Annotated in this window: 22 protein-coding genes; 6 read left to right on the forward strand and 16 right to left on the reverse strand. The window is 67.1% G+C overall.

Going from position 1 to position 25,202, the window contains the following annotated elements; translation table 11 throughout:
* Positions 1-255: 255 nt before the first annotated feature.
* From bamA to ARC63_RS01860, 16 genes are all read right to left on the reverse strand, one after another.
* Positions 256-2,619: an outer membrane protein assembly factor BamA gene (gene bamA, locus ARC63_RS01785; protein WP_010486337.1), complete on the reverse strand. Its 2,364-nt coding sequence runs from the start codon at positions 2,617-2,619 to the stop codon at positions 256-258.
* A gap of 74 nt (positions 2,620-2,693) precedes the next feature.
* Positions 2,694-4,052 (reverse strand): RIP metalloprotease RseP, encoded by a 1,359-nt coding sequence (gene rseP / locus ARC63_RS01790; protein WP_057502378.1) that lies wholly within the window; start codon positions 4,050-4,052, stop codon positions 2,694-2,696.
* 56 nt (positions 4,053-4,108) lie between these two features.
* Entirely contained in the window at positions 4,109-5,299 is a 1,191-nt protein-coding gene (locus ARC63_RS01795; protein ID WP_010486332.1) for a 1-deoxy-D-xylulose-5-phosphate reductoisomerase, read from the reverse strand.
* A gap of 2 nt (positions 5,300-5,301) precedes the next feature.
* Positions 5,302-6,138, reverse strand: a complete 837-nt coding sequence (locus ARC63_RS01800) for a phosphatidate cytidylyltransferase (protein WP_010486331.1) — start codon at positions 6,136-6,138, stop codon at positions 5,302-5,304.
* On the reverse strand, positions 6,135-6,902 hold the full coding sequence (gene uppS / locus ARC63_RS01805) for a polyprenyl diphosphate synthase (protein WP_029380082.1): 768 nt from the start codon (positions 6,900-6,902) through the stop codon (positions 6,135-6,137). The genes ARC63_RS01800 and uppS overlap by 4 nt, the downstream gene beginning before the upstream one ends.
* 5 nt (positions 6,903-6,907) lie before the next feature.
* Positions 6,908-7,462 (reverse strand): ribosome recycling factor, encoded by a 555-nt coding sequence (frr, locus tag ARC63_RS01810; protein ID WP_010486327.1) that lies wholly within the window; start codon positions 7,460-7,462, stop codon positions 6,908-6,910.
* Between the two features lie 96 nt (positions 7,463-7,558).
* Positions 7,559-8,287, reverse strand: coding sequence for a UMP kinase (gene pyrH / locus ARC63_RS01815; RefSeq protein WP_010486325.1), 729 nt, complete (start codon positions 8,285-8,287; stop codon positions 7,559-7,561).
* A gap of 121 nt (positions 8,288-8,408) precedes the next feature.
* On the reverse strand, positions 8,409-9,947 hold the full coding sequence (locus ARC63_RS01820; RefSeq protein WP_057502379.1) for a GGDEF domain-containing protein: 1,539 nt from the start codon (positions 9,945-9,947) through the stop codon (positions 8,409-8,411).
* Positions 9,948-10,205: 258 nt separating this feature from the next.
* On the reverse strand, positions 10,206-11,081 hold the full coding sequence (gene tsf / locus ARC63_RS01825) for a translation elongation factor Ts (protein ID WP_010486320.1): 876 nt from the start codon (positions 11,079-11,081) through the stop codon (positions 10,206-10,208).
* A 126-nt stretch (positions 11,082-11,207) separates the two neighbouring features.
* Positions 11,208-12,014 (reverse strand): 30S ribosomal protein S2, encoded by an 807-nt coding sequence (gene rpsB / locus ARC63_RS01830; RefSeq protein WP_005408748.1) that lies wholly within the window; start codon positions 12,012-12,014, stop codon positions 11,208-11,210.
* Between the two features lie 220 nt (positions 12,015-12,234).
* On the reverse strand, positions 12,235-12,933 hold the full coding sequence (locus tag ARC63_RS01835) for a fimbrial biogenesis chaperone (protein WP_057502380.1): 699 nt from the start codon (positions 12,931-12,933) through the stop codon (positions 12,235-12,237).
* On the reverse strand, positions 12,933-13,178 hold the full coding sequence (locus tag ARC63_RS01840) for a hypothetical protein (RefSeq protein ID WP_392421799.1): 246 nt from the start codon (positions 13,176-13,178) through the stop codon (positions 12,933-12,935). Before ARC63_RS01840 ends, ARC63_RS01835 begins: the two co-directional genes overlap by 1 nt.
* 133 nt (positions 13,179-13,311) lie before the next feature.
* Positions 13,312-14,349, reverse strand: coding sequence for a Csu type fimbrial protein (locus ARC63_RS01845; RefSeq protein ID WP_057502381.1), 1,038 nt, complete (start codon positions 14,347-14,349; stop codon positions 13,312-13,314).
* Positions 14,346-16,721, reverse strand: a complete 2,376-nt coding sequence (locus tag ARC63_RS01850; protein WP_057502382.1) for a fimbria/pilus outer membrane usher protein — start codon at positions 16,719-16,721, stop codon at positions 14,346-14,348. Before ARC63_RS01850 ends, ARC63_RS01845 begins: the two co-directional genes overlap by 4 nt.
* A gap of 7 nt (positions 16,722-16,728) precedes the next feature.
* The gene (locus ARC63_RS01855; RefSeq protein WP_019336945.1) at positions 16,729-17,478 is read right to left on the reverse strand and encodes a fimbrial biogenesis chaperone; all 750 of its coding nucleotides are present in this window, start codon (positions 17,476-17,478) and stop codon (positions 16,729-16,731) included.
* Complete coding sequence (locus ARC63_RS01860; protein WP_010486309.1) at positions 17,478-18,008, reverse strand: Csu type fimbrial protein; 531 nt, start codon at positions 18,006-18,008, stop codon at positions 17,478-17,480. Before ARC63_RS01860 ends, ARC63_RS01855 begins: the two co-directional genes overlap by 1 nt.
* Before the next feature lie 173 nt (positions 18,009-18,181).
* On the opposite strand from ARC63_RS01860, the gene map reads away from it, so the two are divergent.
* From map to dapE, 6 genes are read left to right on the forward strand one after another with little or no spacing between them, the layout of a single operon-like run.
* Positions 18,182-19,024, forward strand: a complete 843-nt coding sequence (gene map, locus ARC63_RS01865; RefSeq protein ID WP_019336946.1) for a type I methionyl aminopeptidase — start codon at positions 18,182-18,184, stop codon at positions 19,022-19,024.
* Positions 19,025-19,044: 20 nt separating this feature from the next.
* Positions 19,045-21,654 (forward strand): [protein-PII] uridylyltransferase, encoded by a 2,610-nt coding sequence (locus ARC63_RS01870; protein WP_462458786.1) that lies wholly within the window; start codon positions 19,045-19,047, stop codon positions 21,652-21,654.
* Positions 21,654-22,718, forward strand: coding sequence for a 2,3,4,5-tetrahydropyridine-2,6-dicarboxylate N-succinyltransferase (dapD, locus tag ARC63_RS01875; protein ID WP_019336948.1), 1,065 nt, complete (start codon positions 21,654-21,656; stop codon positions 22,716-22,718). The genes ARC63_RS01870 and dapD overlap by 1 nt, the downstream gene beginning before the upstream one ends.
* 2 nt (positions 22,719-22,720) lie before the next feature.
* Positions 22,721-23,587 carry a hypothetical protein gene (locus ARC63_RS01880; RefSeq protein WP_057502384.1) on the forward strand — a complete coding sequence of 289 codons (867 nt, stop codon included), beginning with the start codon at positions 22,721-22,723 and terminating at the stop codon, positions 23,585-23,587.
* Between the two features lie 31 nt (positions 23,588-23,618).
* On the forward strand, positions 23,619-23,990 hold the full coding sequence (locus ARC63_RS01885) for an arsenate reductase (protein WP_012510522.1): 372 nt from the start codon (positions 23,619-23,621) through the stop codon (positions 23,988-23,990).
* Positions 23,987-25,114: a succinyl-diaminopimelate desuccinylase gene (dapE, locus tag ARC63_RS01890; protein ID WP_057502385.1), complete on the forward strand. Its 1,128-nt coding sequence runs from the start codon at positions 23,987-23,989 to the stop codon at positions 25,112-25,114. Before ARC63_RS01885 ends, dapE begins: the two co-directional genes overlap by 4 nt.
* Positions 25,115-25,202 lie beyond the last annotated feature (88 nt).

Consider the following 25,202-nt stretch of genomic DNA (forward strand, 5'->3'; position numbering starts at 1 on the left):
GCCTCGGGCCCATGGCGCCAACGGTCCTGTCCAGGGCCACCCGCCGCCTTTGGACAATTTCCCGCGAGCGCGGCCAAAAGTCCGTGCCGTGCAGTGTCATCTACAAAACGAAAACGCCGGGCAATGCCCGGCGCTTCGCGCCCCGTCTGGTGGAGAGCCCCCCTCTGTTAAGGGGGGCGCGCCAGCGGCGCGGGGGATAGGTGAAATGCGCGGGCAATTCACCGGAGGTGGATCAGTTCTGGGGAACAACGTTCCTCAGAACTGGCCACCGAACGTGAATTGCAGCCGTTCGATCTTGTCATCGTCTTTCTTCTTCAGCGGGAAGGCGTAGCTGATCGAGATCGGGCCGACCGGGGCGCGCCACAGCAGGGCCACACCGGTGGACACGCGCAGTTCGTTGGCCTTGAAGTTGTCCACGCCGTTGTAAACGTTGCCGAAGTCGACGAAGGCTGACACACGTGCCGACGGGCTGTCGAACAGGCGCGGGAAGTAGGCTTCGACCGAACCAACGGTCTTCAGCGAACCACCCAGCGGCTGGCCTTCCGGATAGCCGTTGGTGACTTCGCGCGGGCCGAGGGTGTTGTCTTCGAAGCCACGCACCGAGTTGGTACCGCCGGCGTAGAAGTTCTCGAAGAACGGCAGGCCGCTGGCGGTCACCGTACGGGTGGTGCCGTCCGGGTTGGTCAGCGTGCGGGTGTAGTCGTTGCCATAGGCATCGCCGTAGCCCACTTCGGCACGGGTGTTGATCACCAGCGACGGCATGATCGGCCAGTACTTGCTGATCTGGTAGTTCAGCTTGTAGTACTCGATGGTCGAACCCGGCAGCGTGGTTTCCAGGCCAATGCGCTGGTAGGTGCCGCGGGTCGGCATGAAGTAGTCGTTGCGCGAGTCACGCGCCCAGCCCAGCTCGGTGCGCCAGGCATGGAACGTGCGCTTACCGACGGCGTTGATGTAGTCGATGATCGACTGCGGGGTCGAGCCCTGGTAGGTGGTGATCTGGTTGCTGTCGATGCCGAACATCAGCGAGACGGTATCGGTCTCGGTGATCGGCACGCCGAACACCACCTGCGCCGAACCATTGGTGCTGTTGTACTGCGCGGTGTTGAAGTCGGAGTAGTCCAGCTCGCGCCAGGACAGGTTGTAGCCCAGCGACACGCCGTCATCGGTGAAGTACGGGTTGGTGTAGCTGAAGCCGTAGCGCTGCAGGTAGCTGCTGCGCGAGGCTTCGACCGACACGCGGTTGCCGCCGCCGAGGAAGTTGTTCTGCGACAGCTGCACCGACGTGGTCATGCCGTAGGACTGCGAGTAGCCCAGGCCGAACACGAAGCTGCCGGACGTGGTTTCCTTGACGTTGTAGACGACGTCAACCTGGTCGTTGCTGCCGCTGACGGCCGGGGTTTCCACGTCCACCGACTCGAAGTAGCCCAGGCGCTGCAGGCGGATCTTGGAGCGGTCGATCGCGGCCTGCGAGTACCAGCTGTTCTCGAACTGGCGCATTTCGCGACGCATCACTTCGTCGGACGTACGTGTGTTGCCACGGAACAGGATGCGACGCACCGACACGCGAGGGCCGGGCACGACCTGCATGTTGATCGCCACGGTCTGTTCGGGGCGGTTGGTGGTCGGGATCGGGTTCACCTTGGCGAACGCATAGCCGATGTTGGACAGCGAGTTGGTGATGGTGTCCGAGCTGAATTCCAGCAGCGCACGCGAGAACGTGTCGCCGGACTTCTGGATCACCATGCGCTCGACGTCCTCCTGCGGGAGGATCGTGTCGCCGCTGACCTTGATCTCGGAGATCTTGTACTGCGCACCTTCGGTCACGCCGGCGGTGAGGAACATGTCGCGCTTGTCGGGGCTGATCGACACCTGGGTCGAATCAATGCTGAAGTCGACATAGCCGCGGTCGAGGTACCAGGAATTGAGCTTTTCCAGGTCGCCGGACAGCTTTTCCTTGGAGTACTGGTCGTCACGGCGGTACCACGACGCCCAGTTGTGCTCCTTGGACTCCCAGGTCTCCAGGATGTCCTTGCTCTCGAACTTCTCGGTGCCGACCAGGTTGACGTGACGGATCTTGGCCGCCTTGCCTTCCTTGATCGCGATCGCGATGTCCACGCGGTTGCGGTCCAGCGGGCTCACCGTCGGGGTGATCTCGACGTTGTACTTGCCGCGGTCGTTGTACTGGCGGCGCAGTTCCTGGGTCACGCGGTCCAGGCTCAGGCGATCGAAGGTGCCGCCCTCGGTCAGGCCGATGTCGGACAGGCCCTTGAGCAGCTGTTCGGACTTGATGTCCTTGTTGCCGGTCACGGTCAGCTTGTTGATCGCCGGGCGTTCCTTGACGGTCACCACCAGGATGCTGCCTTGGCGGTCCAGCTGCACGTCTTCGAAGAAGCCGGTCTTGTACAGGGCGCGGATGGTCTCGCCGACCTTGTTGTCGGTGACCGTCTCGCCACGCTCCACCGGCAGGTAGGTGAATACCGTGCCCGAGCTGATGCGCTGCAGGCCATCCACGCGGATGTCGCTGACAGTGAAGGGCTCGGCTGCCTGGGCCAGGGCGGGAGCGCCGGTGACGGCGGCGAGGGCGAGGGCCAGCAGGCGGCGATTGGGGAGTCGCGTCATGTCACGTCCGGTAGGAAGGTCGATTTCGTTGGTGCGGGATGCCGACGCTGTAGACGGCAACAACATGGAAAAGTTCATCGCGGGACCAGGCCGAGGATGTCGTTGTAGAACGCCAACCCCATCAACCCGGCCAGCAACGCCAGGCCGATGTACTGGCCGGCGGCGATGGCACGCTCGCTCAGCGGGCTGCCCTTGACCAACTCGATAAGGTAATACAGCAGGTGGCCGCCGTCCAAGATCGGGATCGGCAACAGGTTGATGATGCACAGGCTGAGTGACAGCAGGGCAAGGAACTGCAGGAACCAGTCCAGGCCGCGTTTGGCTGAAACATTGGCCACGCGGGCGATGGTCACTGGCCCGGAAACGTTCTGCAGCGAGGCTTTGCCGGTGACGATGCGGCCCATCATGCCCAGCGAATCGGCCGCCAGGCGGCCTGTTTCGCGCACGGCCACGGTGACCGCGTCGAGCGGGCCATAGCGCAGCAGGGTGTCATAGGGCGGGCTGAACGAGGTCGGGAACTGCACGCCGATCTGCCAGATCGGCTCGCCCCTGAAATCCTTGCCCTGGCGCGGGGTGACTTCCAGCGCCAGGCGTTCGCCGCCCCGCAGGACCTCGATCATGCCCGGGCCGCCAGCGCGGCCCAGCGTCTGGATCTCGCCGATGACCTGGTCGGCACCGTCGATGCGCTGGCCGTCGATCGCCACGATCAGATCGCCCGGCTGCAGCTGCCCGGCCACCACGGAGTCCGCGGTGAGCGAATCGACCCGTGCCGGTTGCAGCCACGACTGCCAGTAAAGGCCAGCCAGGATCGGCACGCGTCGTTCATCGAAACCGGGGGGCAGCTGCGACAGCGGCAGGGTGCGCACGCGCACCTGATCGGCCGGGTCCAGCACTTCCAGCTTCACGTCGCGGCGGTCCATCGCTGCGGCGGTCAGCGCCATGCTGGCCTCGCCGAGGGTGACCACCGGGCGCTCGTCCACGCGCAGCACGCGGTCGCCGCTGGTCAGGCCGGCGCTGGCGGCGATGCCGCTGACACGGCCGATGGTCGGCGAATAATCCTGCTTGCCGATCACGAACATCGCCCACAGCAGCAGGATGCACAGCAGCAGGTTGGCGATCGGTCCGGCGGCGACGATGGCGATGCGCTGCCAGACGGTCTTGTGGTTGAAGGCCTGGCCGCGCTCGTGCGGGTGGACTTCGACTTCGCGTTCGTCGAGGAATTTCACATAACCGCCCAGCGGGATGGCGGCGATGGCGAACTCGGTACCGTGCTTGTCCCGGCGCGACCACAGCGGCCGGCCGAAGCCGACCGAGAAGCGCAGGATCTTGACCCCGCACAGGCGCCCGACCCAGTAATGCCCGAACTCGTGGAACGTGACCAGCAGCCCGAGGCTGACGATCATCCACCAGACCGATCCGATGAAGTCAGTCATGCAGGCTCACAGTGGCGGGCAGGGGCGGCGTCGTCATGCGTGTGCGAGGCGGTCGTTCAGGCGGCGTCGATGGCGTTCAGGGTGAGCTGGCGTGCCCGCTGGTCGGCGGACAACAGGACCTCCAGTGTATCGGCTGGCTGGGTCGGCAGTGTTGAAAGAGCGTTAGCAACCAGTTCCGGGATGGTCAGGAAACCGATCCGGCCCTGAAGAAACGCTGAAACGGCCTCTTCATTGGCAGCGTTCAGCACCGCCGGCGCGGTGCCACCGGCCTGCATCGCCTGCCAGGCGAGGGCCAGGCAGGGGAAGGCGTCGGTGTCGGGGGCCTCGAAATCCAGCCGGCCCTGGGCCAGCAGGTCCAGCCCCGCCACGCCCGATTCGATGCGTTGTGGCCAGCCCAGGCCAACGGCCAGGGTGGTGCGCATGTCCGGCAGGCCCATCTGCGCCAGGGTCGAACCGTCCACGAACTCGACCAGCGAGTGGACCAGGCTCTGCGGATGCACCAGCACGTCGATGCGCTCACCGGGGATGCCGAACAGGTGGTGGGCTTCGATCACTTCCAGGCCCTTGTTCATCAACGTCGCCGAATCGACCGAGATCTTCGGGCCCATCGACCATTTCGGGTGGGCCACGGCCTGGGCCGGGGTGACCTGGGCCAGCGCGGCCCGGCTGCGGCCGCGGAACGGGCCACCGGAGGCGGTCAGCAGGATGCGGCGCACACCGGCACCGTCAATGCTGGCGTCGCGCGAGCGCAGGCACTGGAAGATCGCGCTGTGTTCGCTGTCGATCGGGATGATTTCGGCGCCGGCACGTTCAGCAGTGCGGGTCAGCAGCTCACCGGCCAGCACCAGCGATTCCTTGTTGGCCAGCAGGATGCGCTTGCCCGCGGCGGCCGCGGCCAGGGTGGAAGACAGCCCGGCCGCACCGACGATGGCGGCGACCACGGTGTCGCAGGCATCGCTGGCGGCCAGCTGGTCCAGCGCGGCATGGCCGGCATGCGCCTCGGTGGCCAGTCCGGCATCGCGCAGGCCGTCGCGCAGCTCGGCGAACAGTGATGCGTCGGCGATCACCGCGTGCGCGGGCTTGTGCTGGCGGCACAGCGCCAGCAGCGCCTGCACCTGGCGGCCGGCGGCCAGCACGGTGGCCTGATAGCGCTGCGGGTGGCGGGCGATCACGTCCAGCGTGGAGGCACCGATCGAGCCGGTGGCGCCGAACACGGCGACCCGGCGCAGGTCTGCGACAGCATTCATGGTCAGAACCCGAAGATTTCCTTGCCGAGTGCGAACACCGGCACCGCAGCCAGGACGCCGTCGACACGGTCGAGCACGCCGCCATGGCCCGGAATCAGGTGGCCCGAGTCCTTGGCGCCGGCGTGACGCTTGATCAGGCTTTCAAACAGATCACCCAGTACCGAGGCGAACACGGCCACCACCGAGGTGATCAGCAGGCCCGGCAGATGTGCGGTATCGATGCCGGCCAGCCAGCCCAGGCCGACGGCCACGGCGACACCGGCCAGCAGGCCGCCGAACAGGCCTTCCCATGTCTTGTTGGGGCTGATGCGCGGGGCCAGCTTGTGCTTGCCGAAGTGACGGCCGGCGAAATAGGCGCCCGAATCGGCCGCCCAGACCAGTGCCAGGGCAGCCAGCAGCCACAGGTGGCCCTGCTTGCCCGGCGGATCGCCGCCAGCATGGATCAGCACCAGCGCGGCCCAGGCCGGAACGATGGCCAGCGTACCGGCCAGCATCTTCACGATGCGCGAGGGTGCCGACGGTTGCGCGCCGAAATTGAAGAAGCGAAGCCAGACCAGCGCCGCCAACCACCAGGCGACGCCGGCCAGGGTGGTTATCTGGAACAGCACCAGCGTGCTGCCATCGGCCCAGACCAGCAGCACCATCAGCAGCAGGTTCAGCACCAGCAGCACGGTGCGTGCCAGGGTGTCTTCGATGCCGGCCAGCTTCAGCCACTCCCACAGGCCGATCAGCAGCACCGCCGCCGCCGCCGCTGCCAACCATTGGGTCGGCAGCAGCAGGATCGCGGCAATGGCGACCGGCGCCATGATCAGCGCGGCAAGGACTCGGGTCTTGGTCATGGGCTGGAAGTCTCGGTGGCCAGTGCGGCGATCTGGGCGCTGGTCAGGCCGAAACGACGCTCACGGCTGCCATAGGCGTCCAGCGCCTGCTGCAGCAGAGCGGGATCGAAGTCCGGCCACAGCGCCTCGGTGAACCACAGCTCGGTGTACGCCAGCTGCCACAGCAGGAAGTTGCTGATGCGGGTGTCGCCACCGGTGCGGATGAACAGGTCCGGTGGCGGCAGGTCGGCCAGGGCGACCTGGCTGCCCAGCAGCGATTCGTCGATCTGTTCGGGCAGCAGGCGGCCGGCGGCGACCTCGGCGGCCAGTGCGCGCGCGGCACGGGTGATGTCCTGGCGGCCACCGTAGCTGGCGGCGATCGACAGGGTCAGGGTGGTGTTGTCCGCGGTGCGCTGCTCGGCCAGCTGCATGCGGCTGACCAGCCCGGCGCCGAAGCGTTCGCGCTCGCCGATGAAGCGCACGCGCACGCCACGCCGATGCAACTCGTCCACTTCGCGGTCGAGCGCGCCGAGGAACAGCTTCATCAACGCATCGACTTCTTCCTGCGGCCGGCCCCAGTTTTCGCTGGAGAACGCGAACAGGGTCAGCGCCGGAATACCCAGCTCAAGGCAGCGCTCGATGGTGCGGTTGACCGCACGCGCGCCGGCCCGGTGGCCGATCACGCGCGGACGACGGCGCTGCTGTGCCCAGCGCCCATTGCCATCCATGATGATGGCAATGTGGCGGGGCAGGGCGGCCGGCAACGGAGGCGGGACTGAAGGCATCGACTTCAGACCGACAGCAGTTCTTTTTCCTTGTCGGCAACGACCTTGTCGACGTCCTTGATGTGGGTGTCGGTCAACTTCTGGATGTCGTCTTCACCGCGCTTCTTCTCGTCTTCGCTGATCGCCTTGTCCTTGACCAGCTTGGCGATTTCCTTGTTCGCGTCCTGACGGATGTTGCGGATCGCGATCTTGGCGCCTTCCCCTTCCTTCTGCACCTGCTTGACCAGCTCCTTGCGGCGCTCTTCGGTCGGCGGCGGCATGTTGATGCGGATCGCGGTGCCCAGGGTGTTCGGGGTGAACTCGGCGTTGTAGAGACCCTTTTCGATCTCCTTGATCATGCTCTTGTCGAACGGCGTGACGAGCAGCGAGTGGGCGTCGGCGTTGGAGATCGATGCGACCTGGTTCAGCGGGGTGCTGGCGTTGCCATAGGCGCTGACCGTGACGCGGTCCAGCAGGGCCGGGGTGGCGCGGCCGGTGCGGATCGAGGTGAGGGTGTGCTTCAGAGCGTCGATGCTCTTGGCCATGCGCGTCTGCGCGTTGTTCTTGATGTCGTTGAGCATCGCCCGGTCCTGGGTGTAACTGGAATCGGGCGATTATAGGCGAATACGGGACGCTGCCGGGCCTGAATCGGCCCGGAGCTCGCCTGGCACTCAGGCTCAGGCCGGGTCGCGGCCCTGGACCAGGGTGCCGATGTTCTCGCCGCTGAGGATCTTCAGCAGCTCGCCCGGCTGGCCCATGTCGAACACGCGCATCGGCAGGTCGCTGTCGCGGGCCAGTGCGAAGGCGGCGGTATCCATCACTTCCAGGCCACGGCGGATCACTTCGTCGTAGCTCAGGCTGTCGAAGCGGACCGCGTCGCTGTGCTTGTTCGGGTCCTTGTCGTACACGCCGTCAACCTTGGTCGCCTTCAGCAGCAGGTCGGCGCCGATCTCGATCGCGCGCAGGGCGGCACCGGAGTCGGTGGTGAAGAACGGGCTGCCGACGCCGGCGGCGAAGATCACCAGGCGGCCCTTTTCCAGGTGGCGGATGGCGCGGCGCCGGATGTAGTCCTCGCACACGTCGTTGATCTTGATCGCGCTCATCACCCGGGCCTTGGCGCCCAGCTTTTCCAAGGCGTCCTGCATGGCCAGAGCGTTGATGACCGTGGCCAGCATGCCCATCTGGTCGCCGGTGACCCGGTCCATGCCGCCAGCGGCCAGGCCGGCGCCGCGGAAGATGTTGCCGCCGCCGATCACCAGCGCAACTTCGGCGCCTGCCTGCTGGGCTTCGATGACCTCACGGGCCAGGCGGTTGATGATCTTCGGGTCGATGCCGTAGTCCTCATCTCCCATCAGCGCCTCCCCGGACAGTTTCAGAAGGATGCGGCGATAGGCGAGCTTGGACATAGGGACCTCGGGTGCGTGGAAATCGCGGGCGATTCTACGCGCATGCGGCGTCGGGCCAAAGTGTTTTGTGCACTGCGGCGCAAAATCCTGCCATCCGCCCCGGTCACGCGGGGCGTCCCGTTCAGCCCAGCTCCGCGCCGACGGTGGCTGAAAGCTTGTCGTGGCCGAGGGCGCCTGGGGAGCGGGCGATCACCCGGTTGCGGCCCAGGTTCTTCGATCGGTACAGCACATCGTCGGCGGCACGCAGCAGGTCCTGCACGTCGGCAAAGCGCTCGTAGCCGCCCTGGGTGGCCACGCCGGCGGAGAAGGTGACGAACAACGGACCTCCCTCCAGCTCGGCCATCGGCGTGGCGACGATGTTGGCCAGTACCCGGCGGATCACGTCCAGGGCCACGCTTTCGCTGGTATTGGGCAGGAGCGCGACGAATTCCTCGCCGCCGAAGCGGGCCACGGTGTCGCTGTTGCGCAGCTGGCCCTGCAGCTTGCCGGCAAAGGCGCGCAGCACCTCGTCGCCGGTCAGGTGGCCGTGGGCATCGTTGATCTTCTTGAAGTCGTCCAGGTCGATGAAGGCCACCGACAGCGGCCAGCCCTGGCGCCCGGCGCGCAGGAACTCCTGCTCCAGCACCGCTTCCAGCTGGCGGCGGTTGAGCACGCCGGTCAGGGCGTCGCGGTGGGCCTGGTCGGCCAGGCGCTTGGCCCGCGCCTCGAATTCGTCGGCGCGGCGGCGCGCCTGGTCGGCATCCTGCAGCTCGCGCAGGTTGCGCAGGGTGGCCAGCTCCTGCGCGTGGTCGATCAGCTCACGGACCCGCGAGGGCGAGTTCAGCCCGGCCTCGAACAGGCTGGCGATGTCCGGCAGGGCCTCGCTGATGCGGGTCAGCACCTGGTCGAAACGGGCGCTGTCGAGTTCCAGCCGGTCATGCACCTGGTGCAGGGCGCGCTCGCGGGCGGCATCGGCATCTTCGTCCAGCCAGATGTCGGCGACCGCGCCGGACAGCTGCACGCAGGCCTGGAACGGCGAATCGGCAGCGTCGTCGTCCTCGCTGTGGCTGATGCTTTCCACCAGATAGCGCGGCAGGCCCCATTGCTCGGCCACCCAGGCGCCGACATCGGCGTGGCTGCAGCCGAGCGCGTCGCGCTCGCGGGCAACCAGGTCCGTGTTGTCACGGGCTTCGCGCAGCAGCGGCAGGTAGCGCTCCGATTCGGCCTGGGCCAGGCACAGCACGCCCAGGTCCTGCAGCAGCCCGGCCAGCATCAGTTCCTCCAGGCGGCGCAGGCCACGGGCCTGGCCCAGCTGGCTGGCGGCCAGTGCGCTGAGAATGCTGCGCTTCCACGCGCGCTGGCGCAGGTCGTGGTCGGCACCGGCGCCGCCGGTCAGGCCCTGGGTGACGGTGAAGCCCAGGGCAAGGCTGATCGTGGCATTCAGGCCGAGCATGGTCAGTGCCTGGCCGAGGTTCTCGATGCGGCGACGACTGGCGTACAGCGGCGAATTGGCGATGCGCAGCATGCGAGCGCTCAGCGCCATGTCGATGGCGATGATGTCGGCGGCGGTGGCGATGTCCGCTTCCGGGTCCTGTGCCAGTTCGATGATGCGCAGGGCAATACCGGGTGGCGAAGGCAGGTTGCGGCAGAGCGCCAGGGCAGCTGTCAGCTCGGGAGGCATGTCGGGTCGTTCAATTCCATTGGGACAAGAATACCTAGGAATGCATCACAGTCCGCGATTTTCGTTCCTGCTATGTGACTGTGGATTCCCTGCGCCGAGTATCGGCTTGATTCGCGCGCAACGCAAAGGTGCCGGTGTGCGCGGCGTCGGTGTGCGCAACAACAGTTGGAGCATGAGCCTCCCATTGTCCCGGGCATAAAAAAAGAGCCGCGGATTCCCGCGGCTCCTTCTGGTCGCTTCGCAGCCGGAAGGCTGGAATCAGACCTGCATCGCCTTGGCAACTTCAGCGGCGTAGTCTTCCACGACCTTCTCGATGCCTTCGCCGACGATCAGCAGCTTGAAGCCAGCCACGTCGGCGCCAGCGGCCTTGACCACCTGCTCGACGGTGGTGTCGCCCAGCACGTAGGTCTGGCCGTACAAGGTCACGTCGCTGACGATCTTGTTGATCTTGCCGCTGATGATCTTTTCCAGGATCTCGGCCGGCTTGGCCTTGTCCTTTTCGGACATCTTGGCCAGCTCGATTTCCTTTTCCTTTTCGACGAAGTCGGCCGGAACGTCCGAAGCCTTGTTGTGCGGCGGCTTCAGGGCAGCCACGTGCATCGCCAGGCCACGGGCCAGCTCGACGTCGCCGCCGATCAGGTCGACCAGTACGCCAACCTTGCCGTTGGTGTGGACGTAGGCACCGATGTTGCCGGTGGTGTCGACCTTGACCATGCGGCGGATCTGGATGTTCTCACCCAGGGTCTGCACGGCGGTGGCGCGGGCTTCTTCAACGGTGCGGCCATCGGCCAGCTTGGCAGCCTTCACGGCTTCGACGTCGGTGGCGCCCGATGCCAGGGCGGCAGCGGCGACGGCATTGACGAAGGACTTGAAGTTGTCATCGTTGGCGACGAAGTCGGTTTCCGAGTTGACTTCGACCAGCACGGCCTTGCCGCCATCCTGGGCCAGGCCCAGGCGGCCTTCGGCGGCCACGCGGTCGGCCTTCTTGTCGGCCTTGGCGGCGCCGGACTTGCGCATGGCTTCAGCAGCAGCGTCGATGTCGCCGTTGGCTTCGGTGAGAGCCTTCTTGCATTCCATCATGCCGGCGCCGGTGCGCTCGCGCAGTTCCTTGACCAGGGAAGCAGTGATTTCCACGGGATTACCTCACGAAAGAAAGGGGTTGGGCCGGCATGGTGGCCGGCCCGTGTGACACGGTCCTGTCACGCGCCAAAGGCTGCGTGCAGGGAGGGTGGATGCCGGGCGTCCACCCCGGGGCCTGGATCAGGCCTGGGCGTCGTCGCCCTTCTTGGCCGCCTTCTTGGCCGGAGCGCGGCGGGCCGGCTTCTCTTCGCCTTCAGCAGCGGCTTCAGCGAACTCTTCCTCACGCACCGAGGCAGCGTGCGGAGCAGCAGCCTTGCCTTCCAGCACGGCGTCGGCAGCGGCGCGGGCGTACAGCTGCACAGCGCGGATGGCGTCGTCGTTGCCCGGGATGGCGTAGTCCACCAGTTCCGGGTTGTAGTTGGTGTCGACCACGGCGATGACCGGGATGCCCAGCTTCTTGGCTTCCTTGATCGCGATGTCTTCGTGGCCGATGTCGATCACGAAGATGGCGTCCGGCAGACGGTTCATGTCCTTGATGCCGCCCAGCGAGGCTTCCAGCTTGTCGCGCTCGCGACGCAGGCCCAGCACTTCGTGCTTGACCAGCTTCTCGAAGGTGCCGTCGGTTTCACCGGCTTCCAGTTCCTTCAGGCGGGCAACCGACTGCTTGACGGTACGGAAGTTGGTCAGGGTGCCGCCCAGCCAACGCTGGTTCATGAACGGCATGCCGCAACGCTCGGCTTCTTCCTTGATGGTTTCGCGGGCGCTGCGCTTGGTGCCCAGGAACAGGACGGTGCCGCGCTTCTGGGCAACCGACGAGATGAAGTTCATCGCGTCGTTGAACAGCGGGACGGTCTTTTCCAGGTTGATGATGTGGATCTTGCCGCGGGCGCCGAAGATGTACGGAGCCATCTTCGGGTTCCAGTAGCGGGTCTGGTGGCCGAAGTGGACGCCGGCTTCCAGCATCTGACGCATGGTGACCTGGGGCATTGCAGTACTCCTGATATGGAACCAGCGATTCCGCCCGCGGGGATAGGTATGCGGGACGCGTGGAAGCGCGATCGGTTCCGGGGTTGGGCTTCCCTGTTGCCTCCGTGGCCGAACTCCTTGCGGAGCACCCCGGCACGGATGGGGGCAGCAGGTGTGGATTCACCGGTGACGTCCGGTGTGGACGGTCTCCCGCGCACGCAGGCGGCAGGAATCCGGTCGATTATAGCCCGCTCGGTGCGCTCGCTGCAATTGCCGGGTCCGGCACGGTCAGATCGACCACGCGGCCGTCCTGCAGCCGGGCTTGGAAATGGCCACGGGCATAGCCGTCGGCATGGGCGGGGAGGGCCCAGCGACGTTCCCGGCCCGCCAGCAGGTAGCCGGCCAGTCCCGGCAGCAGCAGGGTGCGGCGGCCATCGTCGGCGACGAACGCAAGATCGTGCAGGCGGGCGTGTACGGTACCTGCGTTGCCCAATCGCAGAAAGGGATGTGACGTACCGGGTTCGATCCCGGCATGCAGCTCAGGCCGCGCCAGGGGCACGGCGTGTCCCCTGAACAAGGGCAGTGAGTACCGTGGCAGGTCCGGTTCAGTGGGCGCCAGAAGCACCCGGTAGGCCTGCTCGCCGGCAATGGGCGCCCTGTCCCGGGGCAGCAGCCAGATGCGTTGGCGGGTGCCGGGCGGGAGGTCGAGCCGGGCAGGGCTGGCCAAGATCTGGTCGCTGGGCCGCAGCTTTTCCGCGTCGGCCTGCTGTTCCCAGGTCAGGATCCGAACCTCGCCCTGCCAGCGGCCGGGACCGGGGTTGTACAGCCACAGCTCGCTGTGTCCCCCTTCGGCTGGCAGCTGCAGGGTGGTCGGCACCAGGTCCAGCGCCGACGCGGGCAGCGCCAGCAGCAGTACCAGCAGGCTCAGCAGGGTACGCATCAGTAGATGACGGTCACGGCGGGCGCCGCGTCGTCGCTGTCGGCCGGCGGCGCGAGATCGCGGATCTGTTGCGGAAGCTCGGGCGCGTCGCTGCGCTTGTGCGGTGCCGCGCATCGGGTGTTGCCGGCATCACCGCTGCAGCCCTCGACCACGGTCAGCCGGATCTGCAGGGGTGTGCTGCCGGGATCGGCCCACGCGGGCGTACTGGCGACCAGCATCGCCCCGATCAGAAGTGCGCGAACCACCTGCCATCCACCGTGCTGTAGGACCCGTTGCGCGGTATCGGCAGGTTGCGCCGGAACTGTAGAGCCGAGCCCATGCTCGGCTTGCCGGATGCCAGAAAATGAAGCCGAGCATGGGCTCGGCTCCACAGGGGACTCAATAGGTGATCGTCACCTGCACCAGATCGTTGTAGGTACCGGCCGCGGGCTGGCCGGTGACCGGCGGCACCCGGCCATAGATGGTCAGCTGCTGCGCGCTGCCACTTCCGGTGCCACCAACGGTATCGACGTTGAGGGTACTACCCCAGCGCAGGCTGCGCGCGGCATCGCGGTACAGCTCATAGGGGAGGTAGTAGGTGCCGCTGCCAATGGTGGTGGCCATGCGCCGGGTGGTGGAGGCGCCGGGGTTGTTCTGGCCATTGTTGAGGCTGATCTGGTAGGCAGTGTTCTTCAGGCAGGTCAGCGTGAGCGTGGCGGTCCGGTCGATGTTGGCGGGAATGCTGCCGGTGACGTTGCCGAAGTCCATGCTGGTGGTGACGTAGCTGCCGCATTGCGGCAGCACGTTGGCAGTGGCGGTGAAGCTGAATGCCCCACTGGCGCTGTTGGTGCCGGTCGCGCCGCCGTTGCAGGTGGCCGGCACGGTGGCGGTGCCGAGCAGGACTTCGTTCCAGGCCCAGGTAAGCACCACGTTGGCGCCGCTGAAGGTGCTGCTGTAGGCACCCGAAGCGAGGATCTGGTTGGCAGGGATCTGCGCGAACAGCTGCACGGACTGCGCACCGCTGCCGCCGGTCAGCAGCGGCACGCTGTAGCTCATGGTCAGCTCCTGCGCGGGTGGCGTGCCGCGCGGCACCAGGCCCGTGGCCTGGCTGTGGCTGGCGGTGTTGTACAACTGGAAGTTCATGGTGTCGCTGGTGGAGGTGGACATCGTACGGAAGGTGGAGCTGCTGCCGCCGCCACTGCCGGCGCCGATACCCACGCAGACGCGGACGCCGGTGGTGGCCAGCAGGCTCAGTGCGGCGGTGGTGCAGGTCACCGTGATGTTCAGCGTTGCCGCTGTAGGGCCGGGAGCGTTGCTGTTGATGTTGCCGAATGGCAGGGTCGGGTTCGCGATTGCCGTGCAGACCGCTGTCGCCCGGGCCGGCAGTGCCGCGAGCAGGCCGGCGACCAGCAGCACGCCGAGCAGCAGCACCCTCACGGCGCGACCTCCGGAATGCACTGCAGCGGTGCCGGCTTCGGCCGGGCGCCAGACGCCACCACCTTGGGCTGGTCGGGTACCTTCACCCGGCACTGGCCGCGGCTGGTGGTGATGTACAGCACGCTGCCGGCAGCGATGTCTTCCAGGTACAGCAGGCCGTCATAGCCCACCGTGGCCTGGCGTCCATCGGGCAGCTGCACTTCGCTGCCCACTTCGAGTGGCTGCCCGTCCATGCTCTGAAGCGTCAGGCTCAGAGAGGGACGGGAGCGCAACTGGAACGTCACGTGGGTACCGGCGCGCTGGCGCGGCGTCACCCAGTCCTCGATGCGGTCGGCACGCATGTCCTCGGGCAGGTCCAGGGTGTCGATCGAGACCCGGTTGCGCTGCCAGGACAGCAGCGGGCTGACCAGCAACAGGCCACGATCATCGGTGACGCCGATCAGGCGGTTCTCCAGACGCACCGGCACGCCGCCGACGCCGTTGGTGCTGATCACCGCGAACGCGTCCGAGACCTCGCGGGTGGCGAACGCGTGCCCGCTCATCCAGACCAGGCTGCCACTGGCGCTGCCGTAGGCATAGTTGAGCCCGCCCTGGCGCGAGGCGCCGAACGAGTAGCGGCCGATGTCATTGAGGATGCCGACTTCGGCCAGGCCGCCGTTGCCGTCCTCGCCGTGGCGCACCTGCGCGCGCCAGCCGATGCCGCCTGCACTGCCATCGCCGGGCACCGGCTGGGTGACGTCGGCCACCCAGGTCTGGCTGTCGCCGTTGCGCTGGCTGGACAGGCTGGCCTGGCGGTTGTTGCCCAGGCTGGCGGTCACCGACAGATAGATGCTGCGGTCATCACTCTGGTCCAGGTTCTGGTTCACCGACAGGTAGGCCGACCAGCGCTGGCTCCAGGTGCGCGACCAGAACAGGCTGGCATAGCGGTTGTCTTCGCCATCGGGGTAACGCAGGCGCAGGTAGCTGGCGCTGAGCGTGCCCAGCCGCAGCAGATCCAGCCCGACCGTGGCCTGTTCGCTGATGCTCGGCGGCAGGTTGCCCTGCAGCGCGCCGAGGTCACGGTAGTCGCCGTGGCTGCGCACGCTGCGCAGGTTGACGTTGAGACGGCGGTTGTTCCAGCTGTAACCCAGTGCCCACTGCCCGCCCTGCAGGCCGTGATGGTTGCTGTGCGCGTAGGCCGCGTTGAACACGCCGGCGCCGCCCAGCAGCCACCAGCCGCCGATGCCGGCCTGGGCCAGGCCACCTCCGCCTTCGGCATGCGCTTCACCGGTGAAGGTATCGCTGATGCCGCCGCGCCAGCTGGCACTGGCCACGGTGCGATCGTCGTAGGCGAAGGAGCGCTGGCCGAAGTCCTGGCGCAGGTGGCCGACGCCGACCGACCAGTCGGACAGTCCCTTGGCCAGCAGTTGCTGGGTGCCATAGAAACTGAAATCCAGTGTCTGCATGCGGCCGAATGCGTCGGTGACCACGACCTGCGCGTTGCCGGTGCCGCTGATGCCTGGCTGCGCGGCCAGCTGGAACGGGCCGACCGGGACCTGGCCGCTGTACTGGCGCAGGCCGTCGACATACAGCTCGACGGTGGAGGGCACCACGGCCTGGCCGAGGAAGCTGGGCGTGGGAGTGAGCACGCGATACGGCTGCAGGCCGTAGTTGCGGCCGATCTGCAGGCCGCCCAGGCGCACCGGGCGGGTCCAGTCGACGAAGCCGCTGTAGAAATCGCCGACCTCCAGCGTCATCGCCTTGTCGGGGAAATCCAGGCTCCAGCGCGTATCCAGGCGCACGCTCTCACCGCGCCAGCGACGATCGCCGGGCTGCTGGTAGCGTCGGCTGACCGCGGTGTTTTCGAAGGTACCGTTGCCGACGCCGAACAGGCGCAGTTCCGGGCTCAGGCTGAGGTTGCCGAGCGTATCCACCCGGCTGCCATACACGTCATAGTTGAGCAGCAGTCCGGGTGAGGCACTGCCTGCAGGGGCGCGCGTCTGCGGGCGGCTGAGCACGGTAGTCGGCAGGGTCAGCTGGTCCAGCGGCACGTCCAGCGACAGGGTCTGCAGGCGTGCGTCATAGCGCACCACCGCGCCGCTGATCTGGTCCAGGTACACCGGTGCATCGCCGTTGGCGTTGAAGCCGAGCTGGCGCAGCACGTCGGGGCTGGCCTGCAGGCGGCCACGGTTCTCGATGAAAGGCATCAGGCCGCGTGGGGTGCTGTTGAGCGCCACGTCCAGGTACAGCGTCTGGTTGGCGGTCAATGGTGTGGGCGGTGGCAGGATCGCATCGGCGGAGATGCCTGATACATCGGCGGCGGTGGCCGCTGCACCGGACACATCGGCGGCTTGGATCGCCGCAGGAGCCAGGGCAGCAAGCAGCGCACCCATCAACGCCTCAGCGAGCCGATGGAGGCGACAGCGGCGTCTGTTCCGACTCGCCATTGAGCTTGGCCGTGATCTGGTCGTTGTCGCGGTCGATCGCCGTGCGCTCGATCGGCCAGCGCATCACCTGCCCGGGCAGCACGTATCCCAGCAGTCCGGGATGCACGATGCGCGGGCGCGTGGCACTACCCAGCGCGAGATCGGCGATCTGCGCATAGCTGTTGCCCGCGTTGGCCACCTCGACGCCGTTGCGGCCATCGGGCAACTGCACCAGGCGGGCCTGCAGCTGCGGCGCAAGCTTGCCGGCGGCGGGCTGCACGAACACCGGTATCGAATAGCGCAGCACGAACTGCATCCCTTCGGCACGGGTGGCCAGATCGGGCACCTCGTCGACGATCAATCGGTAATGCTGCTGTGCAGGCGGTGGCGTCCTGTCCGGACGCATCACCCGGACCAGCTGCTGCTGTCCGGCAGCCAGTTCCTGCATCGGCGGGGTGACCACCAGCCCATCGGTGGGCAACAGTTGTTCCTGCCCGTCCTGCTGCACCCAGCGGAACACCCGCACCTGCAGCTTCACCGGCGAGGTGCCGCTGTTGGTCAGCCAAAGCTCGCCGGCGCGCTGGCGCGCTTCCAGCTGCAGGCTGGTCGGGGCGACCTGCAGGCTGGTGGCTTCGACCGGGGCGGCGAGTACCAGGCTCAGGACGAGCAGCGCCACGCCGGTGGCGCGCCACGGGCGGGGTCGGGCCATGCGGGCGTGCTCCATCAATAGGTGATCGTGGCGGTAACCGTATCCAGGTAGTTGCCGGTCGCCGGGTTGTTCGTACTGAGGTTCAGGATCTGGCCGTAGACGATGTAGGGCACGGCCAGCCCGGTGCCGATGCCAGCCTGGGTGTTGGTACCGGAGGTGGCACCCCAGACCAGGGTGTGTGCGGCGTCCTGGTAGAGCTGGTAGCCGACGTAGTTGTTGGCGGTCACCGCGGCGTTGGTGTTCTTCATCCGGCGGGTGGTGACGTCATTGGCGGTGCTGGCGTTGGCACCTGCATTCAGTGAAATCGTGTACGGGGTCAGTGCCGAGCACTGGGCGGTGACCGTGCCCTGGCCCAGGGTGGGGGTCGCCGTGGTCGAGGCGGCGGTGCCGAAGTCGACGTTGGTGGCCGCCGCGGCGGTGATGGTGCAGGCCTTGGTGACCACCAGGGTGACATTGAAGGTGGTGGTGTCTGCGGCCAGGGCCGGGCTGGACAGCAGAACCCCGGTCAAAGCCCAGGCAAGCGGGGAACGAAGCGCGGATCGCATGGACAACCTCCCTGACCCGAAGGTCCGTTGAACAAGGCGAAGGCGGCACGTTCGGCACCGCTTCGGCGACGGTGACCCCAGCTTAGGTGGCGTAAGTGTCTGTATTCCGTGATAAATGAGGAGGCGAAAGGGTGGCGGGGGTCACGCTTTCACTTTCCTTGCCGGAACCGTGCATGGCCCGGATCGCCAGTTGGGTGGCGTTCGTTCAGATTGTGGCCGGATCGGCGATAATGGCGGCCATGAGCGTGAATCTGAAAACCCCGCAGGAAATCGAGATGATGCGAATCGCTGGCCGCCTGGCCAGCGAAGTGCTCGACATCGTCACCCCCCACGTCAAGCCCGGTGTCACCACCGAGGAACTGGACCGCATCTGCCACGACCACATCGTGAACGTGCAGGGCGCCATTCCGGCCAACGTCGGCTACCGCGGCTTCCCGAAGACCGTGTGCACCTCGGTCAACAACGTCATCTGCCATGGCATCCCCAGCGAAGGGAAGGTGCTCAAGGATGGCGACATCATCAACATCGACGTCACCGTCATCAAGGATGGCTGGCACGGCGACACCAGCCGCATGTACTTCGTCGGCACGCCGTCGGTGATGGCCCGCCGCCTGGTGGAAACCACCTACGAAGCCATGTGGCGCGGCATCCGCGCGGTACGCCCGGGTGCCACGCTGGGCGACATCGGCCATGCCATCCAGAGCTATGCCGAAGGCGAGCGTTTCAGCGTGGTGCGCGAGTACTGCGGCCACGGCATCGGCAAGGTCTACCACGATGAGCCGCAGGTGGTGCATTACGGCCGCCCGGGCCAGGGCCTGGTGCTGCAGCCGGGCATGACCTTCACCATCGAGCCGATGATCAACGAGGGCACCCGCTACAACAAGGTGCTGCCGGATGGCTGGACCGTGGTGACCAAGGACCGCAAGCTGTCGGCACAGTGGGAGCACATGATCGCGGTCACCGAGACCGGCGTGGACGTGCTGACCCTGTCGCCGGGCGAGTCGCAGGTCTCCTGAGGATGCTGCCGGCGAGTTCGCTGCTGGACACGCCGGCCGCGTCGCTCAACGACCCGGACTGGGCTGCTGCCGCGCGCCAGGCGCTGCAGCAGGCCGACGCGCGCCTGTACCGCCGCTTCGACCAGGGCGACAACATCGAGCGCCTGCTGGCGCTGCGCGCGCGCGCCGCCGACCATCTGATCCGCCTGGCGTGGCAGCGTTGCCTGGCCGCCGATAGCGGGCTGTCGTTGTTCGCGGTGGGGGGCTATGGCCGCGGTGAACTGTTCCCGCGATCGGACATCGACCTGCTGGTGTTCGGTGATCCGCCGGCACAGTTGGCGCATGAATCCGCACTGGCACGCCTGTTCGCACTGCTGTGGGACTGCGGGCTCGCAGTCAGCCATGCGGTGCGTTCGGCGCCGCAGTGCCGTGAGGCGGCGGCGGACCAGACCGTGCTGACTGCACTGATCGAGGCGCGCCCGATCCTGGCCGATGATGCGGCACGTCGCGCGCTGCGCGAGGCCATCGACGATCGGGAACTGTGGCCGGCACGCGCGTTTTTCCTGGCCAAGCTGGAAGAGCTGCGCAACCGCCACCAGCGTTTTGGCGACACCGCCGACAACCTGGAGCCGGACCTGAAGGATGGCCCCGGTGGCCTGCGCGATCTCAACACGCTGGGCTGGATGGCACTGCGTGCCTTCGGCGTGCGTGACCTGGAGGCGCTGGTCGGGCTCGGCCATCTGGGCGCCGACGAAGCGGCAGCACTGAAGCGCGAACGTGCGGTGCTGGCGCGGCTGCGTTTCGGCCTGCACCTGGTGGCGCGACGCCCCGAAGAGCGGTTGCGCTTCGATTACCAGAAGACCCTGGCTGCACGCCTGGGCTTTGAAGACGATGCCGAGAATCTCGGTGTCGAGAAGATGATGCAGGGCTTCTACCGCGCCGCTCTGGTGGTGCGCCGGATCAGCGACCGCCTGCTGCAGCGCTTCGAGGAGCAGTTCGACGGCGAGGCGCAGCCGGAGCCGTTGACCGTGGGCTTTTCCCTGCGCCGTGGCTACCTGGCGGCCAACGAAGCCGACTGGCCGCGCGGCGATATCGGCCAGGTGTTCGCACTGTTTGCCAGCTGGGCCAACAATCCGCAGGTGCGCGGCCTGCATTCGCTGACCGCGCGGGCGCTGGCTGAAGCGCTGCCGCTGTTGCCGGCCTACGACCAGGCCGACGCCGATGCGCGCGAGCAGTTCCTGGCGTTGCTGCGCGGCCAGCGCCCGGTCGATACGCTCTCGCGCATGGCACGGCTGGGCGTGCTTGGCCAGTGGATTCCCGCCTTCGCCCAGGTCAGTGGGCGCATGCAGTTCGACCTGTTCCATGTCTACACCGTCGACCAGCACACGCTGATGGTCCTGCGCAACATCGGCCTGTTCGCCAGCAGCCGTGCCGACGAGCGCTTCTCGATCGCGCATGAAGTGTGGCCACGCCTGCGCAAGCCGGAGCTGCTGCTGCTGGCCGGCCTGTTCCATGACATCGCCAAGGGCCGTGGCGGCGACCATTCGGAGCTGGGCGCGGTCGATGCGCGCGCGTTCTGCCAGGCGCATGCGCTGAGCATGTCCGACACCGAACTGGTGGCGTGGCTGGTCGAACAGCACCTGCGCATGTCGGTGACCGCGCAGAAGCAGGACATCGCCGACCCGGAGGTGATCCATCGCTTCGCCACCCTGGTCGGCAGCCGCGACCGCCTGGACTACCTGTACCTGCTGACCTGCGCCGACATCGCCGGCACCAGCCCGAAGCTGTGGAATGCCTGGAAGGACCGCCTGCTGGCCGACCTGTACTTCGCCACCCGGCGCGCGCTGCGCGAGGGGCTGGAACACCCGGTGCCGGCAGCCGAGCGCGTGGCCGAGGCGCGTGACAGCGTGCGCGCGCTGGTGCGCGAGCGGGGTTACGACGATGCCACTATCGACCGCCAGTTCGCGGTGATGCCGGATGAGGGCTTCATCCGCCTGCGCCCGGAGCAGCTGGCCTGGCAGGCCGCCGCGCTGGTGCCGGTGAAGCAGGGCCAGGCGCTGGTGAAGGTACGCCGGATCAGCGTCGACGACCCCGCGCTGGAAGTATTCGTGCATTCGCCGGACCGCGACGGCCTGTTTGCCGCCATCGTGATGACGCTGGACCGCAAGGGCTACGGCATCCACCGCGCACGCGTGCTGGACGGCCCGGCCGATACCATCTTCGATACCTTCGAAGTGAACCCGGCCGATACCTTCGCCGATGGCAGCAGTGCCAATCTGGAAGCGGCGCTGCGTGACGCACTCAGTGGTGACCTGTCGCGCCTGCGGCCGTCACGCCGGGTGGTGCCACGGCAGCTGCGGCACTTCCGCTTTGCCCCGCGCATCGAATTCCGCGATGAGCCGGGTGCAACCCGTTTCGCCCTGGTCGCTCCCGACCGCCCCGGCCTGCTGGCCGATGTGGCGTTCGTGCTGCGCAACCAGGGCCTGCGCGTGCATGATGCGCGCATTGCCACGTTCGGCGAACGCGCCGAAGACACCTTCGTGATCAGTGACGAACACGACCTCCCCCTGACTGAACCTGCCCGGCAGCAGTTGCATGACGCGATGCTGGCCTGCCTGGACCCTGATCGAAACGCCGGAGACCCCGCCTGATGGCCACCAAGCCCGCCAAGAAGACCGCCGCGACCCCCAAGAGCGCAGCGGCCCGGAAACCTGCTGCCGCCGCACCGGCCGCGAAGAAGACCACTGCGCCGAAGAAGGCCGCTGCGGTGAAGGCCCCGGCGAAGAAAGCGGCTGCAGCGAAGAAGGCACCGGCCAGGAGCGCCGAAGCCGTCCGCGCCGAAACCATCGCCCGCAAGTCGCTGCGCAAGCCGTCGGCACCGGGTGTGGAAGAGCTGAAGTTTGGTATCGAGAGTGCCTTCGAGCGCCGTGCCACCTTGACCCTGCACGAGCTGGAAGGCTCGACCAAGCCGCTGGTCAACCGCGTGATCGACGGCCTGGAGAGCGGTGAGTTCCGCGTCGCCGAGCCGGATGGCCAGGGTGGCTGGAAGGTCAACGAGTGGCTGAAGAAGGCCGTGCTGCTGTATTTCCGCGTCAACGACATGGCGGTGGTCGATGCGCGCCCGGCGCCGTTCTGGGACAAGGTCGAATCGCGCTTCGCCGGTTATGACGAAGCGAAGTTCCGCCGCGGCGGCGTGCGCGTGGTGCCGGGCGCGATCGCCCGCCGCGGTACCTACTTCGGCAAGGACGTGGTGCTGATGCCGAGCTTCACCAACATCGGCGCCTACGTCGGCGAAGGCACCATGGTCGACACCTGGGCCACCGTCGGTTCGTGCGCGCAGATCGGCCAGCACTGCCACCTGTCCGGTGGCGCCGGCATCGGCGGCGTGCTGGAGCCGCTGCAGGCCAGCCCGACCATCATCGAGGACCACTGCTTCATCGGTGCCCGTTCGGAGGTGGTGGAAGGCGTGGTGGTCGGTCACCACAGCGTGATCGGCATGGGCGTGTTCCTCAGCCAGAGCACCCGCATCTACAACCGTGCCACCGGCGAAATCACCTACGGCTACATCCCGCCGTACAGCGTGGTGGTGTCCGGCTCGCTGCCGAGCAAGGACGGTACCCATTCGCTGTACTGCGCGGTGATCGTCAAGCAGGTTGATGCCAAGACTCGCAGCAAGACCAGCGTCAACGACCTGCTGCGCGGCCTGGCCGACTGAAGGTGGCTGTGCCGGAGGATCTGGCGCAGTCCGCGATCTACCGGCATCCGTCCGACAGCCTGTTCGGGCGGATGCTGCCGCGCCTGCTGCACGCCCCGCGCTGGACCCGGCTGCGCCGCGCACTTTCGCGGCGCTGGCCGATGCCGGCAATGGTCAGCGATGTGCGCGATGTGGTCTACGTGAGCTGGTGGGTCGATGTGCGCCACGCACCATCGCCACCGCCGGGCCATCATTACGTGGTCCATGCCGGACGTACGCCTTACACCATCCTCAGCTACCGTCACGGCCACTTCGGGCCGGCGTTGGCCGGACCGCTGCGCTCCCTGATGCCGTCTCCAAGGCAGAGCAACTGGCGCTGGTACCTGCGTCGTGACGACGCTCCGGACGGGACACCGGTGGTGCTGTTCGACCGCAACGTGATGGACCAGCTGCCCTTCGTCGCCGGCGCGCGTGCCTTCAGCGATGCCATGCAGCCGCATCTTTCCACCCGCTTCGAACATGCGGTGCGCACTGATGGCCGTGGGAATACCCGGATCGAAGGCGGGCAGGGCAGTGCGCCGGAGCTGTACCTGCAGTGGCAGGCTGCTGCGGGCTGGGAGGACGCGGCATGGACGGCGGCTTTCGGTGGCCATCAGGCCCTCCTGCGTTTCCTCACCTGCCAGGACGAGGCCATCGCCCGTACCTGCGACTGTCGCTGGGCCAGCACCCGTATCGCGCTGCCGGTCGAGATCGACCGCCTGCAGCCGCTGCAGCTTGAAGGCGAGCTGCAGTGCCCGCGCCTGCAGGCGCTGGGTGTGAACCTGACCGAGGGGCTGGCCTTCCTGCTGCCACGGGTGCCGTTCCGGGTCGTGTCCGAGCGCCTGTTGTGAGATTCTGGCCCTCTGTTTTCCAGCATCACAGATGGCCATGAGCACCACTGTCTACGGTTTGAAGAACTGCGATACCTGCAAGAAGGCGACCAAGTGGCTGGACCGCTTCGGCGTGCCGTACACCTTCGTCGACTACCGCGACAACAAACCCAGTCCGGAAACCCTGCTGGCGTGGGCAGCGCAGCTGGGTGGCCTGGCGGCGATGGTGAACAAGTCGTCCACCACCTGGCGGCAGTTGCCGGACAACCGCAAGGCCGCCGATTCCGAGGCCGAATGGAAGCTGCTGCTGCGCGAGTACCCGCAGCTGATCAAGCGCCCGCTGGTGGTCACCGCCGACGGCACGGTCAGCCAGGGTTTCAGTGACAACGGCTTCAAGGCCCGCTTCGGCGTGGGTGACGCATGAGCGCGGTCCTCGACCTGACCTGCGAACTGATCGCACGACCCTCGGTGACGCCGGATGATGCTGGCTGCCAGGCACTGCTGGCGGCACGCCTGAAGCAGGCCGGGTTCCAGTGCGATCACCTGCGCCTGGGCGAGGTCGACAACCTGTGGGCGACCCACGGCCAGGGCGCGCCGGTACTGATACTGCTGGGCCATACCGACGTGGTGCCGACGGGTCCGCGCGAGGCCTGGACCAGCGACCCGTTCACGCCGCAGATCCGCGATGGCGTGCTGTATGGCCGTGGCGCCGCCGACATGAAGGGCAGCGTGGCCGCGTTCGTGGTCGCCGCCGAGCAGTTCGTCGCCGCGCATCCCGATCACCCCGGTACGCTGGCGGTGCTGCTGACCAGCGACGAGGAGGGCGACGCCATCGATGGCGTGCGCCACGTCGCACGGTTGTTCGCCGAACGCGGCCAGCGCATCGACTGGTGCATCACCGGTGAGCCGTCATCGACCGCGATCCTGGGCGACCTGCTGCGCGTGGGGCGTCGTGGCAGCCTGTCGGCCAAGCTGCGCGTGCAGGGCGTGCAGGGCCACGTGGCGTATCCGGAAAAGGCACGCAACCCGATTCACCAGGCGGCTCCGGCCCTGGCCGAACTGAGTGCACGGCGCTGGGACGAAGGCTACGAGAGCTTTCCGCCGACCAGCCTGCAGATCTCCAACATCCACGCCGGCACCGGTGCCAACAACGTGATTCCCGGCGAGCTCGAAGTGGATTTCAACATCCGCTACAACCCGCACTGGGATGCGCCGAAGCTGGAGGCGGAGATCACCGCACTGCTGGACCGGCATGGCCTGCAGTACACGCTGAAGTGGCACCGCAGCGGTGAGCCGTTCTACACCCCGGAAGGCACGCTGCGCGCCACCGCCCGTGCAGTGCTGGCCGAGCACATCGGCCGTGCCCCGGAAGAAAGCACCGGCGGCGGCACGTCCGATGCTCGCTTCATCGCGCCGCTGGGTGCGCAGTGCATCGAAGTGGGGCCGGTGAACGCCAGCATCCATCAGGTGGACGAGAACGTGCGCGTGGACGAACTGGAAGCACTGCCCGGGCTGTACCAGCGGCTGGTGGAACGGCTGCTGGTGTAAGGACGGTGAGGTGGGAATGGTGGGTGCCGACCGTTGGTCGGCACGCCCCCGCCGGGGCTGCATCCCTGTAGAGCCGAGCCATGCTCGG

Origin of the sequence: Stenotrophomonas geniculata ATCC 19374 = JCM 13324 (genome assembly GCF_001431625.1) — a bacterium.
Lineage (GTDB): Bacteria > Pseudomonadota > Gammaproteobacteria > Xanthomonadales > Xanthomonadaceae > Stenotrophomonas > Stenotrophomonas geniculata.

Excerpts from the sequence above, each read along its gene's own strand:
- bamA (WP_010486337.1), bottom strand. The coding sequence starts at position 2,619 with ATGACGCGACTCCCCAATCGCCGCCTGCTGGCCCTCGCCCTCGCCGCC.
- rseP (WP_057502378.1), bottom strand. The coding sequence starts at position 4,052 with ATGACTGACTTCATCGGATCGGTCTGGTGGATGATCGTCAGCCTCGGG.
- ARC63_RS01795 (WP_010486332.1), bottom strand. The coding sequence starts at position 5,299 with ATGAATGCTGTCGCAGACCTGCGCCGGGTCGCCGTGTTCGGCGCCACC.
- ARC63_RS01800 (WP_010486331.1), bottom strand. The coding sequence starts at position 6,138 with ATGACCAAGACCCGAGTCCTTGCCGCGCTGATCATGGCGCCGGTCGCC.
- uppS (WP_029380082.1), bottom strand. The coding sequence starts at position 6,902 with ATGCCTTCAGTCCCGCCTCCGTTGCCGGCCGCCCTGCCCCGCCACATT.
- frr (WP_010486327.1), bottom strand. The coding sequence starts at position 7,462 with ATGCTCAACGACATCAAGAACAACGCGCAGACGCGCATGGCCAAGAGC.
- pyrH (WP_010486325.1), bottom strand. The coding sequence starts at position 8,287 with ATGTCCAAGCTCGCCTATCGCCGCATCCTTCTGAAACTGTCCGGGGAG.
- ARC63_RS01820 (WP_057502379.1), bottom strand. The coding sequence starts at position 9,947 with ATGCCTCCCGAGCTGACAGCTGCCCTGGCGCTCTGCCGCAACCTGCCT.
- rpsB (WP_005408748.1), bottom strand. The coding sequence starts at position 12,014 with ATGCCCCAGGTCACCATGCGTCAGATGCTGGAAGCCGGCGTCCACTTC.
- ARC63_RS01835 (WP_057502380.1), bottom strand. The coding sequence starts at position 12,933 with ATGCGTACCCTGCTGAGCCTGCTGGTACTGCTGCTGGCGCTGCCCGCG.
- ARC63_RS01850 (WP_057502382.1), bottom strand. The coding sequence starts at position 16,721 with ATGGGTGCGCTGCTTGCTGCCCTGGCTCCTGCGGCGATCCAAGCCGCC.
- ARC63_RS01855 (WP_019336945.1), bottom strand. The coding sequence starts at position 17,478 with ATGGAGCACGCCCGCATGGCCCGACCCCGCCCGTGGCGCGCCACCGGC.
- ARC63_RS01860 (WP_010486309.1), bottom strand. The coding sequence starts at position 18,008 with ATGCGATCCGCGCTTCGTTCCCCGCTTGCCTGGGCTTTGACCGGGGTT.
- map (WP_019336946.1), top strand. The coding sequence starts at position 18,182 with ATGGCCCGGATCGCCAGTTGGGTGGCGTTCGTTCAGATTGTGGCCGGA.
- dapD (WP_019336948.1), top strand. The coding sequence starts at position 21,654 with ATGGCCACCAAGCCCGCCAAGAAGACCGCCGCGACCCCCAAGAGCGCA.
- ARC63_RS01885 (WP_012510522.1), top strand. The coding sequence starts at position 23,619 with ATGGCCATGAGCACCACTGTCTACGGTTTGAAGAACTGCGATACCTGC.
- dapE (WP_057502385.1), top strand. The coding sequence starts at position 23,987 with ATGAGCGCGGTCCTCGACCTGACCTGCGAACTGATCGCACGACCCTCG.